Genomic DNA, 16,899 nt, shown 5'->3' with positions numbered 1-16,899 from the left:
GAGACTACTAAAACTCTATTTTTATGAGATTTAGCCCGTATGCAGACCGCCATTTAGGGAGAAGTCAGCGCCGGTAGCGTAGCCACCGTCAGCAGAAGCAATCCAGCAGCAGATCGAAGCGATCTCCTCAGGAGTGCCCAAGCGCTTCACTGGAACACCAGCAACAATCTTTTCAAGAACATCTTCCCGAATAGCTTTGACCATATCGGTACCGATATAGCCAGGTGAAACCGTATTCACGGTTACACCTTTAGAGGCTAACTCTTGCGACAAAGCCATCGTGAATCCATGTAAACCGGCTTTTGCTGTCGAATAGTTAGATTGACCAAACTGACCCTTTTGACCATTAACAGAAGAGATATTAATAATGCGACCCCAGCCGTTATCAGCCATGCCATCCACCACTTGTTTGGTAACGTTGAATAAAGAATTGAGATTGGTATCAATTACTGCCTTCCACTGATCCGGGGTCATTTTGCGGAAAACGCTATCTTTAGTAATCCCAGCGTTATTGACCAAAACATCGACCCGCCCTACTTCGGCTTTGACCTTGTCGAATGCAGCAACCGTACTATCCCAGTCGGAAACATTGCCTTCAGAAGCAATAAAGTCATAACCCAAAACTTTTTGTTCGCCAATCCAGCGATCTTTGCGCGGGGAATTCGGGCCGCAACCAGCGATGACCTTAAAGCCATCTTTGGCAAGACGCTGACAAATAGCAGTGCCAATGCCACCCATACCACCAGTTACGTATGCAATCTTTTGAGACATGTATTTCCCCTTATGAAAATATTATTGAGCAGCTGCGGATACTTTTTCTTTCACGTACTTACCAGGCGCTGCTTCTAGTTTTTTGTAGCGTGTATTACCAAACGTCTTGCTAGCTTTTACTTTCTTGCCACCAAACTCTTCTAACCATTTAGCGTAGTTAGGCCACCAACTACCCTTAACATCTTTTGCTGCAGCCAACCACTCATCTGCAGTCTTGGCTAATTTATTGTTTTCGAAATAATGGCGCTTATTTTTTGCCGGTGGATTAATGACTCCGGCAATGTGTCCAGAGGCGCCCAAGACAAATCGATTTTTGCCATTCAATAGATGAGTAGATTCATAGGCAGATTTCCAGGGCACGATGTGATCATCATGCGATGCATAGATATAGGCTGGAACAGTAATCTTGCCTAGGTCAACTTTTTCACCGCAAACTGTGAGCTTGCCAGGTTTGATTAATTCATTCTGCAAATAGGTATGACGCAAATACCAGCAATACATTGGGCCAGGCAGATTGGTTGAGTCGCCATTCCAATAGAGCAAATCAAACGGCGGAGGTGAATTGCCTTTTAAATAGTTCTCCACAACATAATTCCAAACCAGGTCGTTCGGGCGAAGGAACGAAAAGGTATTCCCCAAATCTAAGCCTGACATCATGCCGAATTGACCGCCTTCGCCACCAATAGTGCTCTCACGTAACTTCACCATGCCTTCATCAATGAACACATCCAAGATGCCGGAATCGCTAAAGTCCAATAAGGTCGTGAGCAAAGTTAAGCTGGCAACGTAATTCTTTTTACGTGCCTCCAATACTGCCAAGGCAGTAGAAGTTAAAGTTCCGCCGACACAAAAACCAAGAACGTTAATTTGATCTGTGTCACCAATATCTTTGACCACCTCAATCGCCTTAATGACGCCATCACCTACGTAGTCATCCCAAGTAACTTTAGACATCGAAGCATCCGGATTTTTCCAGGAAACCAAAAAGACGGTGTGGCCTTGTTCAATCATGTAACGTACGACCGAGTTGTCTGGTTGCAAATCTAAGATGTAGTACTTGTTAATACAAGGCGGCACCATTAAGTATGGTCGCTCGTACACTGTTTCGGTTAGCGGTGTGTACTGAATTAATTCAAAGAGATCATTACGAAATACTACTTGACCTGAAGTCGTCGCAATATTCTTGCCGACTTCAAAAGCACTTTCATCCGTCTGAGAAACTTTCCCCTTTTTTAGGTCGCCAAGCAAATTCACAATTCCGTTTTGAATAGACTGGCCTTGTGAACTAATAATGTTTTCAAGAACCTCAGGATTGGTAGCAATAAAGTTTGATGGTGATAAGGCATCAATCATTTGCTCTGTAGTGAATAAAATCTTGGTCTTGGTTTTTTCATCGGCATCAACTGCTTTAGCAAGCGCAAGCAAATGCTTTGAGTTCAGCAAATAGGTTGCTGCAATCATTTTGCTCCATGAGGAATGCCAAGCTTTACCGGAGAAGCGGCGATCTTTTACTTCGACGGCCTCAGGATTAGTTGCAAGATGGGAGAACTCAGTGAAATATTCTTGTTGGATTTCAGCTAAACGTTCTGGAGGAATTAACGCCATATGGTGAGGGGCCAATGATGGCGCTACACCAGTATTCATGCCTGCAAACATAATGATCTCGTAAAGTTATTGTGACCATTCTCCATCTATCAGGCTGGAAGGGTTATACGCACTAACCCTAGCCCTAGAGCTAAGCTAGTAATAACCCCAATTAAGCAATATTAGAAATCCAAATAAGAGAGGCAAAGCGTCCTGTGACTTTATCCCGGCGGTATGAAAAGAAACGCTCTGGATCATTCACGGTACAAAACTCACCACCCTCGATTTGCTCTATACCCATTAAACGTAAGCGATCTCTTGCAAGTAAATAGAGATCAGCCAAGTACTTTCCGGGAGTCTCGACAATGGGAATAAATGCTTTGAATAAGACGCCTTGATCCTGCTGAGCAAAGGCTTGTAATACATCTTCACCCACTTCAAATGCACTAGGCCCAATTGCTGGACCCATCCACGCATAGATGTCGCTTGTCGTTAGGCCTGGGGATAATGCAATCATTTCATCGATGGTATTTTCCAGAATGCCGCAACTCAAGCCGCGCCAACCAGCATGAGCCGCCCCAATCACATCCCCACGCCTACTAGTAAATAGTACAGGCATGCAATCCGCAGTCAAAATGGCGAGTACTTCATTTTGGATATTAGTGACTGAAGCATCTGCCTCAAATGGTCCATTGCCCAAAGCACTCCTTGAGGCCGGGGTGCTAACTTTGACGCCATGAATCTGTTTGAGCCAAACTGGCTCGGCAGGCAACGCTGCCCTAAGGATGCTGCGGTTTTGTAGAACATCAGTTGCATCGTCGCCCGCATTAAGCCCAAGGTTAAGACTATTAAATGGTGACTTACTTTGACCACCTTGCCGGGTAGTGCAAAAAGCCTGAATTTGCTGCGACACAGTCCAGCTTGGTTCAATCTTATGGAGCGCGTTGATCATTTTTAATGGAGGCCATTAGGGCCTCTTCTCTTGGTAAGTCGGCTTCAGTCATCCCAACCAAGGGCAATAAATCGATTAAATCTTGGGGGGGTAATCTATACCAGGTCATGATTTCCTGGGTTGCTGGATGCTGCAGGCTTAGGGCATAAGCATGTAAAGCTTGGCGACTAAAGGGTAATGATTTAGCTACTCCAGGGGTCTTCTTGCGGTAAACCGGATCACCCAAAAGAGGGAAACCCAAAGACTCTAAGTGGACCCGAATTTGATGGGTGCGACCAGTCTCTAAGCGGCACTCCAGCAAAGCAACTGGACTTTGGGCAAAGCTGCCTTTGGCTAAGCGCCGAAATAAAGTGGCAGCAGGTTTACCTTGGGCAGAACCGGCGGCCATTTTGAGTCGATCACGTTGATCTCGACCAACGGTCGCGAGCACCTTACCCTGAGAAGGGGCATCACCCCATACCCAAGATAGGTAACGCCTCCCAACTGTCCGCTCTTGAAGCTGTCTTACCAGTAAGGTTTGGGCAATATCTGTTCTAGCTACCACCATGAGTCCAGAGGTATCTTTATCTAGACGATGGACAATGCCCGCTCTTGGGAGCTGCTTTAGCTCTGGAAAGTGATAGAGCAAAGCATTTAACAAAGTTCCCGTCCAATTACCTGCGGCAGGATGCACTACGAGTCCAGCAGGTTTATTAACCACAATAATGGAGTCGTCTTCATAAACAATATCGAGCGCGATGTTTTCAGGGGAAAACGCGAACTGTTCAGGCATTTCTTGTGGGAATACCTTAATACTCTCGCTCCCACGTAGCAAATGACGGACTTTGGTGACTTTTCCATCTACTGTTACCGCCCCAGCCTCAACCCAGGATTGAAGGCGATTGCGGGAATAATCAGGCAAAGCGCCACCAAGAAACTTATCCAAACGCTCGCCACTGACCTCAGGGGGAACTTCTAGGGCTATGAAATCCTCATCATCGATATAATCAATGGGATTCGAATCGGGAGTATGCGGCAATGCCACGCTTAAAGAGCCTTTTAGTTATATCGGACGTTATTAGAGACGCCAGTTTAAGGCTTGCCGCCATCCTTGGGTCATCTTCGAGAAAATCTCGGATTCGTCTCCTTGTTAGCACCAGCGCTGCTTGTCTGGTCCTCAGTGGATGCGCAGGCAGTGATGGCCAAAAAGATGACACTGATATTTGGTCAGAAACAAAACTGTATTCCGAGGCCAATGAGAAACTAAAAGATGCGGACTACGCAAAGTGCGGCAAGTATTTTGAAAAACTAGAAGGTCGCTTCCCTTTCGGACCCTATTCTCAACAGGCACAAATTAATGCTGCCTTCTGCTATTGGAAAGCCCAAGAGCAAGCCCAAGCTCAAGTTGCTATCGATCGATTTATTAAGCTGCATCAAGGCAGTCCTAACTTAGATTACGGCTACTACCTCAAGGGCTTAATCAGCTTTAATGATGATTTAGGTTGGCTCGGTAAATTTACTGGGCAAGATTTGAGTGAGCGCGATCCAAAGGCAGCTAAAGAAGCTTTTGAATCTTTCAAGGTTGTTGTTGAACGTTTTCCAGATAGTAAATATGCCCCCGACTCTTTGGATCGGATGCGCTATATCGTCAACTCATTAGCAGAGGCTGATGTCATTGTGGCTCGCTTCTACTATCAACGCGGCGCCTACTTAGCTTCTGCTAATAGAGCTCAGCTCGTGATTCGAGATTATGACCGCGCACCAGCTGTTGAGGAAGCGCTCTACCTGCTGACAAAGTCTTACGAGAAGCTGGGTATGACTGATCTGAGCAACGATGCAGCACGTGTCTTTAAGTTGAATTTCCCCGACAGTCAAATGATGCTAACAGGTCAACGAGTTCAAAAAGAACGTCGCTGGTGGCAGATCTGGAATAAGTAAGAATCAATCAAGCCGGCGGCTTCACTCAGTAAGCACCGGCACCCTCTGGGCCAAAGCGCAAATCAGTTCATAGCCGATAGTGCCGCTCATTTGAGCCACGTCATCTACCGGAACCTCATTACCCCAGAGCTCCACTACGCTGCCTATTTTGGCATTAGGAGCTTGGCGTAAATCGATCGTCAACATGTCCATAGAGACTCTTCCAACAATCGGACAAATAACACCATCACCCTGAGCATCGGCATTTTCAACCCAAACTGGCGTGCCATCTTTCGCATGACGTGGATATCCGTCAGCATAACCACCAGCGATCACACCAATGCGCATATCTTCTGGAGCTTCATAGCGACCACCATAACCCACATGATCACCTTTCTTTAGGTTTTGGATATCAATGATTTCACTACGCAAACTCATTACCGCTTGAAATTCAGAGCGAACGATATCAGCATGCACCCCAGTTGGTGAAACGCCGTACAGCAGAATACCTGGGCGTATCCAGTCACCCAATGCGTTGCGATGCCAAAGGATGGCAGCTGAATTAGCCAATGAAGATGGTGCCTCGAGTCCTTCAGTGGTTTTATTGAAGCACTCCATTTGCTCGCCGACAGATGGTGAACCCTCAACCTGGTCTGCATTGGCAAAGTGGGTCATGTGATGCAGATGGTATCCGGCAGCATGTAAACGATGAAAGGCAGTTCGGTATTCCTCTGGCCTGAAACCAAGGCGATTCATTCCAGAATTCAGTTTCAGAAAGACATTAATTGGGCGATCCGAATGCTTATTAAAGCCTTCAAGCCATACGACCTGTTTCTCGCTATGAACCACCAAGTCACATTGCAGCTTGATTACTATCTCGAGCTCCTGCTGGCTAAAAAGACCCTCTAGCAACAGAATACGGCCTTCCCAGCCGTGGCTCCTTAACCATTGCGCATCTGCAATATCCAGCAAGGCAAAGCCATCTGTAGATTCCAGCCCCTTAAATGCAGCTTCCAGGCTGTGGCCATAAGCTTTTGCCTTCACAACAGACCAGATTTTAGATTCTGGGGCAAGCTCGCGAATACGGCCTAAATTATGGCGAAAGGCATCAGTGTGTATAGTTGCCACAATAGGCCTATTAATAATGCGGTTAGCCGACAGACTCATTTACACCCTCCTTTCATGTTTTAATTACTGCAATGACTAGATTGTACGAATGAACCGTAGTTTTTACATCATTATGGCGGCGCAATTTTTTTCGTCGCTTGCTGATAACGCATTGCTGATCGCAGCAATCGCCCTCCTGTTCCAGCTCAATGCTCCGGCTTGGATGACTCCTTTACTCAAATTATTCTTTGTTCTCTCTTATGTATTGCTGGCAGCCTTTGTGGGGGCTTTTGCTGACTCACGCCCCAAGGGTAATGTCATGTTCATCACTAATACTATTAAATTTGTCGGTTGTGTAGTCATGCTGTTCGGTAGTCACCCCTTATTAGCCTATGCGATTGTGGGTTTAGGTGCTGCCGCCTACTCTCCTGCCAAATACGGCATCCTCACAGAATTACTCCCACCTGAAAAGCTGGTAGCAGCCAATGGCTGGATCGAGGGCCTTACGGTAGGCTCCATCATTATGGGTACAGTTCTTGGTGGAGTCTTGATCAGTAAATCTGTATCTGAAAGTCTCCTCGGATTTGACGTGCCCGTCCTAGAAACTGGTATCGATACCGCGGCAGAGTCCGCCATCATGATCATCATGATGATTTATGTGCTGGCAGCACTTATTAATTTACGCATTCCAGATACCGGGGCTCGCTACGAGTCACAAAAGACCAATCCAATCGAGTTGGTAAAGGATTTTTCTGTCTGTCTTAAGACGCTTTGGAATGATCGTCTTGGACAAATATCATTAGCGGTTACCACTCTGTTTTGGGGTGCTGGCGCCACTTTGCAATTTATTGTGATTAAGTGGGCTCAGGTTGCTCTTCAGATGACACTATCCCAAGGGGCTATTCTCCAAGCGATATCTGCCTTTGGAGTTGCCGGAGGAGCTGTATGGGCCGCTTGGCGTATACCGCTCAGAAGCTCACTGAAGGTTCTGCCATATGGCATTGCTATGGGTTTAGTCGTTTGCGTTATGGCTATTTACAACTCAGACATGCTGCCTAACATTACCGTCTTAACTGTTGGCAAGTTCGAGCTTTCGCTCAAATTGCTGCCAGCATATTTCTTATTGATTTTGGTGGGATGGTTAGCAGGTTATTTTGTAGTGCCTATGAATGCCCTGCTTCAGCATCGTGGGCATGTATTAATGTCTGCCGGCCACTCTATTGCAGTTCAAAACTTTAATGAAAATATTTCTGTTTTGATGATGCTGCTGATCTACTCCGGATTAATTTGGTTAGATGTTCCAATTCAGGCGGTCATCATTGGCTTTGGTGTAGCGGTTAGCGCGATCATGTGGTTGGTAATTAAACGTCACGCTGCTAATCAAGCTGAATACGACTCTATGCATTTAATTGGTGAACACAAGCACTAAGCCCAAGGCTTAGATATTTTGTAATACTGACTTAGCAAGCAATAGATCTTGCCAAAATAGTGATTTATCTTTTGGCCTAGAAAGCAATTGATTTAATTCAAAAGTAGCTATCAGCGGCAGATCCTCTGCCCCGTCGGCATTGAATGCTAAGACAGTTTCGCGAAGCTCTGGCAGTCCATCACGTTCACCAGATAATTTTTGTGCGGCGGCGCCACCAAAAGCTATAGCAACTATGGGTGTCCCATCTTGAGGCAAAAGCTCGGGATTAAATTTATCAGCGGGATTTTTCCAAGACCATTCTTGTGGAGTTAAACCGAGAACACGAATGGTGTTCTGAAAAAGTACTTCCGCATCACCCTGAGGTTTATTGCCAAAAAACCACCATACCCCCAAAGAGCGACGCTCTTGTGTTTCTGTAGCACCAGACATTGCTTGAGCTTGCTCTGGAGCGGGATCACGCGATGTCCACTCGGTAATACCCATTTCTTTCAGAAAGGTGGAATTTGTACTCATATTCATGCCTCAAGCTTAATCGATTTAGCTAAAACTAGGGCATCTTCACGCAAGCCATTGACAGCATCTGCTGGGTAATAATTTTTGCGCAAACCAATCTGCTCGTAACCAAGGTCTTGATAGAGCTGGAGGGCAGCTTTGTTACTGGGACGAACCTCTAAAATAATGCGGGGCATTTTTTGCTGTGCAGCTACACCCTCAATTGCATTCATCATCTTTGCACCAATACCCAGGCGACGTAATTTGGGTGATACAGTGATATTCAGAAGATGTAACTCATCTACAGCCGGAAATAAGATGCAATAGGCCCAAAGAATATCTGGATCTAAATAACTACCTTTTACCGCATCTACTAATTGGGGTCTCACACAATAAGCCCAATGACCTGCCGCCAATGAGTCTGAGAAATTACCCTTAGTCCATGGATGAATATGTGAAACAGACTCAATAGCGAGAACCGAATCCAAATCCGCCACAGTCATAGGCAAAAATGAAAGCTCTGAAACACCCTCAGTATTTGATTGTGCAAAGTTAAAGCTATCAACCATGTTGAAGACTACGCTCCACAGTAGTCAGCGCCACCTTATTACGAATGTATAGCGGTTCCAATAGATGAACATCTTGTTGCAGACCTTTGCTCCACATATCTTGGGCACAAGCTAAAACGCCTAAGGCATTAACCCCAATTGTTGAGTCGAGATGGCTGCTGGAAAATAGCTCAGGAGCAGTTGCAAGGATACGATCACCAAACTCAGCAATTGCACTACCCGCTACAAAATCAATCTGCGTAAGCTCGACTCCTTCAGGAGCAGTCAGATGAATATCATCCTGCCGCTGAGGAAATCGATTTGCTCCAACTCGATAGCTGGCCCAGTACACCTCTTCCATACGAGCATCAACAGCAATGACAAAAGACTGGGCACCCGATGCAATAAATGCAGGGGTTTGGACCAGTTGACTGGCAATGGCATCCAGACTGGCAACAGGAAGTACTGGCAAGCGAGATGCTGTTGCTAATCCCTGAACAGCAGCAACGCCAAGGCGGACGCCTGTGAAAGCTCCAGGACCGACTCCTATCGCAATGGCATCGAGCTCGGTAAGTTCGATTGAGGCTTCAGACAACAACTCTTGAATCCAAGGCAATAAAAGTTGACTGGCGCCAGCCGACACTTTTTGGTGGCGAACTTTTGGCGCAGCATCGTTTAAAGATAAAGCCACCGAACACCAAGCTGATGAGGTGTCGATGGCCAATATATGGGTCAATTGAAACTCTCTTGGTCTTAAGAACTTAAGCCTGTAATGATATCTGGTGGCGCTTGAACAAGCTCAATCAGCACACCCTCACCGCAGAATGGAAATTCTTCATTGCCTTTGGGATGAACGAAAGTAATGTCATAACCAGCAGCACCCTTGCGTATCCCGCCAGGAGCAAAGCGAAGACCTTGGGAAGACAGCCATTCGACAGCCTTAGGAAGGTCATCCACCCATAAACCAATGTGATTGAGGGGTGTTTGATGAACAGCTGGCTTCTTTTCAATATCAAATGGTTGCATCAAATCTACTTCAATCTCATGGGCCCCCTTACCGATAGCGCAAATATCTTCATCTACGTTTTCACGCTCAGATACAAAAGTGCTCTTGTACTCAAATCCTAATAGGTCGACCCAAAGCTTACGAAGACGATCCTTGTCTTCGCCGCCGATAGCAATCTGCTGAATCCCCAATATCTTGAATGGCTTTGTCATGATTGCCCTATTCGAAGCGAATAATCAATTGATCAACTGCCAAGCTTTCACCAACATTGGCGCAGATTTCAGCAATGACACCATCTTGAGCAGCAACCAGCGTGTTTTCCATCTTCATCGCTTCAATAGCAGCCAATTTTTGACCAGCAGTCACTGCCTCACCGACCTTCACTGAGATGTTGGTTAATAAACCGGGCATTGGAGACATCAACAACTTTGAGGTATCTGGTGGAACTTTAACTAACATACGGCGCTGAAGTTCCGCACCCAGAGGACTCAGCACCATACACTCGTAATGTGCACCGTCCAAAACTAAAGCGTATTTCACACCCTTACGCTCTACCTGTGCAGTAATTTTATGTGTGCCATTAATAGTAGCGCGCAAACAAATTTCGCCTGGGCGCCAGTTGCTAACGATGTTGTACCGACTAATATCGCCATCCTCTTCAATGTAGACAGAGTAAATACCATCTTTAAGTTCAACACGGATAGGGATTTCTTTAATCTCTTCGCTTGAACCTACGCGCGATCCAGTAACAACAACAAAACTCTTGGCAATCGTCATTTCATGACCAGCCAACTGACCATCAATCATCTTGATATGTTCAAGGTAGCGATAGCGCATGAATGCAGCTAAGGCTGCTAAACGCTGAGGGTCGGCTGGCTGTACAGAATCCTTTTTAAAGCCATCTGGATATTCTTCAGCAATAAAGCCTGTTGTAAAGTCTCCCGATACAAATCTTGGGTGCTGCAATAAAGCTGCTTGGAAAGGAATATTGGAGTGGATGCCACGAATGACAAAATCATTAAGCGCAGCACGCATCTTTTCAATTGCTTCTGTACGATCCTTGCCATGCACAATTAATTTGGCAATCATGGAGTCGTAATACATCGGAATTTCACCGCCCTCATAGACCCCAGTATCGACACGTACGCCATCAAGTTCTGCTGGCGGACGGTACTTCACCAAGCGACCAGTAGATGGCAAGAAGTTACGAAATGGATCATCCGCATTAATACGACACTCCATCGACCAACCATCGAGCTTGATATCTTCCTGCTTGAATCCCAGCTTTTCACCAGCAGCCACACGAATCATCTGCTCAACCAAATCGAGGCCAGTAATACCTTCAGTCACTGGGTGCTCAACTTGTAAACGGGTATTCATCTCAAGGAAGTAAAAGGACTTATCTTTACCCACTACAAACTCTACGGTACCGGCTGATTGATAGTTAACGGCCTTTGCTAAAGCAACGGCTTGCTCACCCATGGCCTTACGTGTAGCGGGATCAATAAATGGAGACGGCGCTTCTTCAATCACCTTTTGATGGCGTCGCTGAATCGAGCAATCCCGCTCTCCGAGATACACAATATTGCCATGTGCATCGCCCAGTACCTGAATCTCAATATGACGAGGGCCTTCAACAAATTTTTCAATGAAGACGCGATCATCACCAAAGCTATTGAGAGCCTCAGTGCGACAGGCTGTAAATCCCTCGAAAGCCTCTTTGTCATTAAACGCCACGCGCAGGCCTTTACCACCACCGCCTGCCGATGCCTTAATCATGACAGGATATCCAATACCTTGGGCAATCTTGACAGCATCATCAGCTTTTTCAATCGCTTCATTAAATCCAGGAATCGTATTGACCTTAGCCTCTAAGGCAAGCTTTTTGGAAGCAATCTTGTCACCCATTGCTGCAATAGACTGATGCTTGGGACCGATAAACACAATCCCCTCCTCTTCGCAATGACGTGCAAATTGCTCATTTTCGGATAAGAAACCGTAGCCAGGATGAACGGCTTCGGCACCAGTATCCTTGCAGGCCTGAATGATGCGATCCATCACTAGATAGGATTCTCGCGAGGGCGCAGGCCCGATACAAACTGCTTCATCAGCCATCTGCACATGACGCGCTTCTTTATCAGCTTCAGAGTAGACGGCAACTGTCTTGATACCCATTTTTTTAGCGGTTTTCATCACACGACAAGCAATCTCGCCGCGGTTAGCAATCAAAATTTTCTTAAACATTTTTGTAGTCATGATTTTGTTCGGCGCCTTAAAGGGGGATATTGCCGTGTTTGCGCGCTGGATTTGTCAGCTCTTTATCTTTAAGCATTGCCAAAGACCGTGAGATACGCTTACGCGTCTCATGCGGCAAGATCACATCATCTATATAACCACGACGACCAGCTACAAATGGATTCGCAAACTTGGCCTTGTACTCAGCTTCCCGAGCTGCAATTTTTGCAGGATCAGATTTTTCTTCGCGGAAAATAATTTCAACAGCCCCTTTAGGTCCCATTACTGCGATTTCAGCTGAGGGCCAGGCGAAATTCACATCGCCGCGCAAGTGCTTAGAGGCCATCACATCATAGGCTCCACCGTAAGCCTTACGCGTGATTAGCGTAACCTTAGGAACGGTGCAATCTGCATAAGCGTAGAGTAGCTTTGCACCATGCTTAATGATGCCGCCATATTCCTGAGATGTTCCCGGCATAAATCCTGGTACATCAACCAAAGTCACTACCGGAATATTGAAAGCGTCGCAGAAGCGAACGAAACGTGCAGCTTTAATCGACGCTTTGATATCCAAGCAACCAGCTAAAACCAAGGGCTGATTAGCGACGATACCAATCGAGCGGCCTTCCATGCGCGCAAAACCGATCAAGATATTTTTAGCGTAATCGGGCTGGAGCTCAAAGAACTCACCATCATCGACAATTTTCCCGATCAACTCTTTCATATCATAAGGTTGATTAGGGTTGCTTGGCACCAAGGTATCGAGCGAGTAATCAGGCTCTTCAGTACGCTGCGCCCCATTAATCATGGGCGGCTTTTCACGATTAGATAATGGGAGATAGTTAAAGAAGCGACGGAGCATCATGATGGCATCAACATCATTATCAAAAGCGAGGTCGCAAACTCCTGAAATAGTCGAGTGAGTTATTGCTCCACCAAGCTCTTCAGCAGTGACATCCTCATGCGTCACCGTCTTCACGACTTCTGGACCAGTCACAAACATATAAGAGCTGTCCTTCACCATAAAGATGAAGTCTGTGAGTGCAGGCGAGTAAACAGCGCCGCCCGCTGATGGGCCCATGATTAAAGAGATTTGCGGGATAACTCCAGAAGCGGTGACATTACGCTGGAAAATTTCAGCATAGCCACCTAAGGATGCAACGCCTTCTTGAATGCGCGCACCACCAGAATCATTTAAACCGATCACAGGTGCGCCTACCTTAAGCGCCTGATCCATGATCTTGCAAATCTTCTCCGCATGAGCCTCAGAAAGCGAGCCGCCCAACACGGTAAAGTCCTGTGAAAATACAAATACTAAGCGGCCATTAATCATGCCGTAGCCTGTAACAACACCATCACCCGGAACAGTCTGATCAGCCATACCAAAGTCATGGCAACGATGCTCAACAAACATATCCCACTCTTCAAAGGTGCCGGCATCTAGTAAGAGTTCAATACGCTCGCGTGCAGTTAACTTACCTTTGGAGTGTTGAGCAGCAATACGCTTTTGCCCGCCACCCAATCTGGCAAGCTCACGCTTTGCTTCTAGCTGCTGAATGATTTCTTTCATGACTATTCCTTAGAAAAATTCGTGGCCCATTGCCTCGAGCAATCGTCTCGCGGCAACCGAGGCGGCCATCGTTCCTTGATTTACCTCGGCGCTCAAACTGGGCAATAGTGCTTGTACTGCTGGGTGATTCTGAAAAGCATTCTTGAGACCTGCATCAATCCGATCCCACATCCAAGCACCCGCTTGTTGTTTACGGCGTGATGCTAGTTGACCGTTCGCATTTTGTAGTTTCTGAAAATGCAGAATTTTTTCCCACAGTTCAGGAACCCCATTACCCTCCAGGGCACTCAAAGTCATAACAGTTGGATGCCAATACTCCAAATGATGTGAGGCATGGTCAGGGTTGCCTTGAAAACCTAGTAGTCGCAAAGAGCTAGTAATAAATAATTGCGCACGCATGGCGGCATCGGGGTCGATATCCACCTTATTGATCACAATCAGATCAGCAATTTCCATCACACCTTTTTTAATTGCCTGAAGATCATCGCCTGCATTAGGTAGTTGCAATAAGAGGAACATATCCGTCATACCGGCAACGGCAATTTCACTTTGACCTACACCTACGGTTTCAACAATCACAATGTCAAATCCTGCAGCTTCAGCAACCAACATTGCCTCTCGAGTTTTCTCGGCTACGCCACCTAATGTGCAAGATGATGGGCTCGGACGAATAAAGGCGTTATCTAAAACAGATAATCTCTCCATACGAGTCTTATCGCCCAAAATAGAGCCGCCCGATAAGCTCGAGGATGGATCAATAGCTAGAACCGCAACGCGATGACCTTTTGCAATTAAATCCAAGCCTAGCGTTTCAATGAGAGTAGATTTACCAACACCAGGCACGCCTGATATGCCCAAGCGAAATGACTTACCTGTCTTTGGTAATAAAGTGTTGAGAACCTCATCAGCACGATGACGATGATCCATGCGAGTGGACTCAAGCAAAGTAATGATCTTAGCCAATGCTCGGCGCTGCGCCGATGAGGGCGCACCAGTGAGATCATTCACCAAGGCTTGGTCTACTGCATTGAGCATACTGATTTCTTTTTATCTAAAGTTAATCAGGTTTTGCAGATTTACGAATCTGCTCCAGCACATCCTTAGCAGATGCTGGAATCGGAGTGCCTGGGCCGTAAATTCCCTTCACTCCAGACTCATATAAGAACTCATAGTCCTGTCTCGGAATGACTCCGCCCACGAAGACGATGATGTCGTCGGCACCCTGCTTCTTCAATTCAGCAATGATGGCAGGAACCAAGGTCTTGTGACCTGCTGCTAAAGTGGAAACCCCTAAAGCATGGACATCATTCTCAATAGCTTGACGCGCGCACTCTTCAGGAGTCTGAAACAAGGGTCCAATGTCTACGTCAAAACCTAAATCAGCAAAGGCGGTCGCAACCACTTTAGCGCCACGATCATGGCCATCCTGACCAAGCTTGGCAATCATCACACGCGGACGACGACCAAAGTCTTTTGCGAAATCGGCGATCTCGACTTTCAATTTATCCCAGCCTTCGGCTGAGTCATAAGCAGCTGCATACACACCGGTCACCTTTTGAGTATCGGCGCGATGGCGCCCGTAAACTTTTTCTAATGCATCAGAAACTTCGCCAACCGTGGCGCGCAAACGTATCGCCTGCACAGCCAATTCCAATAGGTTGCCAGTATTTTCTTCTGCGGCTTTAGTTAATGCCTCTAGTGAGGCTTCTACTTTCTTCGAATCACGCTTCGCCTTGATATCTTTTAAACGAGCAACTTGGCTTTCACGAACCTTATCGTTATCAATCATCAAAACATCAACCAAGTCTTCTTTTCCAAGCTTGTATTTATTGACACCGACAATGACATCAGAACCTGAGTCGATCTTCGCTTGTTTCTCAGCGGCTGCAGCCTCAATTTTGAGCTTAGCCCAACCGCTCTCAACCGCTTTAGTCATACCGCCCATGGCGTCAACTTCCTGAACTATCTCCCAAGCTTTATCAGCCATCTCTTGAGTGAGATTTTCCATCATGTAAGAGCCGGCCCATGGATCGATCACACTTGTGATATGAGTTTCTTCTTGCAGAATTAATTGAGTATTGCGGGCTATACGGCTAGAGAACTCAGATGGCAAGGCAATCGCTTCATCAAAGGAGTTCGTATGCAATGATTGTGTACCACCAAATACAGCGGCCATCGCTTCAACTGTGGTGCGAACAACGTTGTTATAGGGATCCTGCTCAGTTAAGGACCAGCCAGATGTTTGGCAATGTGTACGTAACATCAAAGACTTTGGATTCTTTGGTTCAAAGGACTTCATGATGCGCCACCATAGAAGACGTGCAGCACGTAACTTAGCGACCTCTAAATAAAAGTTCATGCCGATTGCAAAGAAGAATGAGAGGCGGCCAGCAAAACCATCTACGTCCAAGCCTTTTGCCAGAGCGGTTTTGACGTACTCTTTACCGTCGGCCAATGTAAACGCCAATTCAAGAACTTGATTTGCGCCTGCCTCTTGCATGTGATAACCCGAGATCGAGATCGAGTTAAATTTCGGCATGTGTTTGGCGGTGTATTCAATAATGTCGCCGATGATGCGTATGGATGGCTCTGGTGGATAAATATAGGTATTGCGCACCATAAACTCTTTCAGAATGTCATTCTGAATCGTGCCTGATAGCAACTCTTGCTTAACACCCTGCTCTTCACCAGCAACAATGTATCCGGCTAATACTGGCAATACTGCCCCGTTCATCGTCATCGAAACAGATACCTTGTCTAGCGGAATCCCATCAAACAAGATTTTCATATCTTCTACTGAGTCAATGGCAACGCCTGCCTTACCAACGTCACCAGTCACTCGCGGATGATCAGAGTCGTAGCCACGATGAGTCGCCAAGTCAAAAGCAACAGAAACACCCTGGCCGCCAGCATCCAGCGCCTTGCGGTAAAACGCATTGGACTCTTCTGCAGTTGAGAAACCGGCGTACTGACGAATGGTCCAAGGACGCACTGAATACATGGTTGCTTGTGGCCCACGCACGAATGGCTCAAAACCTGGCAAAGAATGTGTGTACTGAAGACCCTCGGTATCTTGGACCGTATACAACGCTTTTAGATGAATACCGTCCGGCGTTTGCCAGCCTAATTTATCAACATCACCATTGGGTGCAGACTTTTGAGCTGATTTTTTCCAGGCGTCTAAATCGCAATCTGGCACCTTGGGCCAAGCATTGGATGAATTCGATGCAGACTTTTTCTCACTTGTACTCACAAAGCACTCCCGGTTGGCTTTTTACATCTTCACTAATTCTGTTGGGCTATTTTGCT

The 16,899-nt window shown here is 46.4% G+C and carries 15 protein-coding genes; 2 read left to right on the top strand and 13 right to left on the bottom strand.

The window, feature by feature from the left end; all coding sequences use genetic code 11:
- Positions 1 to 30: 30 nt before the first annotated feature.
- From ICN26_RS07185 to ICN26_RS07170, 4 genes are all read right to left on the bottom strand, one after another.
- Complete coding sequence (locus ICN26_RS07185; protein ID WP_216267804.1) at positions 31 to 771, bottom strand: 3-ketoacyl-ACP reductase; 741 nt, start codon at positions 769 to 771, stop codon at positions 31 to 33.
- 21 nt (positions 772 to 792) lie between these two features.
- The gene (gene phaC / locus ICN26_RS07180; RefSeq protein ID WP_216267803.1) at positions 793 to 2,427 is read right to left on the bottom strand and encodes a class I poly(R)-hydroxyalkanoic acid synthase; all 1,635 of its coding nucleotides are present in this window, start codon (positions 2,425 to 2,427) and stop codon (positions 793 to 795) included.
- A 100-nt stretch (positions 2,428 to 2,527) separates the two neighbouring features.
- A complete protein-coding gene (gene pgeF / locus ICN26_RS07175) occupies positions 2,528 to 3,268 on the bottom strand; it encodes a peptidoglycan editing factor PgeF (RefSeq protein ID WP_369411809.1) in 741 nt (246 codons plus the stop codon).
- A 19-nt stretch (positions 3,269 to 3,287) separates the two neighbouring features.
- Positions 3,288 to 4,331 carry an RluA family pseudouridine synthase gene (locus ICN26_RS07170; protein WP_216267801.1) on the bottom strand — a complete coding sequence of 348 codons (1,044 nt, stop codon included), beginning with the start codon at positions 4,329 to 4,331 and terminating at the stop codon, positions 3,288 to 3,290.
- On the opposite strand from ICN26_RS07170, the gene ICN26_RS07165 reads away from it, so the two are divergent.
- Positions 4,325 to 5,224, top strand: coding sequence for an outer membrane protein assembly factor BamD (locus ICN26_RS07165; RefSeq protein WP_216267800.1), 900 nt, complete (start codon positions 4,325 to 4,327; stop codon positions 5,222 to 5,224). The genes ICN26_RS07170 and ICN26_RS07165 overlap by 7 nt on opposite strands.
- Before the next feature lie 21 nt (positions 5,225 to 5,245).
- On the opposite strand, the gene alr is transcribed toward ICN26_RS07165, so the two are convergent.
- Complete coding sequence (gene alr, locus ICN26_RS07160) at positions 5,246 to 6,346, bottom strand: alanine racemase (RefSeq protein WP_216268421.1); 1,101 nt, start codon at positions 6,344 to 6,346, stop codon at positions 5,246 to 5,248.
- Between the two features lie 73 nt (positions 6,347 to 6,419).
- Here alr and lplT point away from each other — a divergent pair, with 73 nt between their 5' ends.
- A complete protein-coding gene (gene lplT, locus ICN26_RS07155; protein WP_216267799.1) occupies positions 6,420 to 7,739 on the top strand; it encodes a lysophospholipid transporter LplT in 1,320 nt (439 codons plus the stop codon).
- A 9-nt stretch (positions 7,740 to 7,748) separates the two neighbouring features.
- Here lplT and ICN26_RS07150 read toward each other — a convergent pair whose 3' ends face one another.
- The 8 genes from ICN26_RS07150 to scpA are packed head-to-tail and all read right to left on the bottom strand — an operon-like array spanning position 7,749 to position 16,789.
- Positions 7,749 to 8,252, bottom strand: a complete 504-nt coding sequence (locus ICN26_RS07150; RefSeq protein WP_216267798.1) for a uracil-DNA glycosylase family protein — start codon at positions 8,250 to 8,252, stop codon at positions 7,749 to 7,751.
- A 2-nt stretch (positions 8,253 to 8,254) separates the two neighbouring features.
- On the bottom strand, positions 8,255 to 8,800 hold the full coding sequence (locus tag ICN26_RS07145) for a GNAT family N-acetyltransferase (RefSeq protein ID WP_216267797.1): 546 nt from the start codon (positions 8,798 to 8,800) through the stop codon (positions 8,255 to 8,257).
- Positions 8,793 to 9,515: a tRNA (adenosine(37)-N6)-threonylcarbamoyltransferase complex dimerization subunit type 1 TsaB gene (tsaB, locus tag ICN26_RS07140; protein ID WP_216267796.1), complete on the bottom strand. Its 723-nt coding sequence runs from the start codon at positions 9,513 to 9,515 to the stop codon at positions 8,793 to 8,795. Before tsaB ends, ICN26_RS07145 begins: the two co-directional genes overlap by 8 nt.
- A gap of 17 nt (positions 9,516 to 9,532) precedes the next feature.
- Positions 9,533 to 9,997 (bottom strand): VOC family protein, encoded by a 465-nt coding sequence (locus ICN26_RS07135; RefSeq protein ID WP_216267795.1) that lies wholly within the window; start codon positions 9,995 to 9,997, stop codon positions 9,533 to 9,535.
- A gap of 7 nt (positions 9,998 to 10,004) precedes the next feature.
- Positions 10,005 to 12,029, bottom strand: coding sequence for an acetyl-CoA carboxylase biotin carboxylase subunit (gene accC / locus ICN26_RS07130; protein WP_216268420.1), 2,025 nt, complete (start codon positions 12,027 to 12,029; stop codon positions 10,005 to 10,007).
- Positions 12,030 to 12,057: 28 nt separating this feature from the next.
- Positions 12,058 to 13,590: an acyl-CoA carboxylase subunit beta gene (locus ICN26_RS07125; protein WP_216267794.1), complete on the bottom strand. Its 1,533-nt coding sequence runs from the start codon at positions 13,588 to 13,590 to the stop codon at positions 12,058 to 12,060.
- Positions 13,591 to 13,599: 9 nt separating this feature from the next.
- A complete protein-coding gene (gene meaB / locus ICN26_RS07120; RefSeq protein ID WP_216267793.1) occupies positions 13,600 to 14,625 on the bottom strand; it encodes a methylmalonyl Co-A mutase-associated GTPase MeaB in 1,026 nt (341 codons plus the stop codon).
- Positions 14,626 to 14,647: 22 nt separating this feature from the next.
- On the bottom strand, positions 14,648 to 16,789 hold the full coding sequence (gene scpA, locus ICN26_RS07115) for a methylmalonyl-CoA mutase (RefSeq protein WP_216268419.1): 2,142 nt from the start codon (positions 16,787 to 16,789) through the stop codon (positions 14,648 to 14,650).
- Positions 16,790 to 16,899: the final 110 nt, after the last annotated feature.

It is taken from the genome of Polynucleobacter hallstattensis (assembly GCF_018881835.1).
GTDB classification, from domain to species: Bacteria; Pseudomonadota; Gammaproteobacteria; order Burkholderiales; family Burkholderiaceae; genus Polynucleobacter; species Polynucleobacter hallstattensis.
Note: the sequence above shows the minus strand (reverse complement) of the source record. Positions and strands in the feature narration are given on the sequence as shown.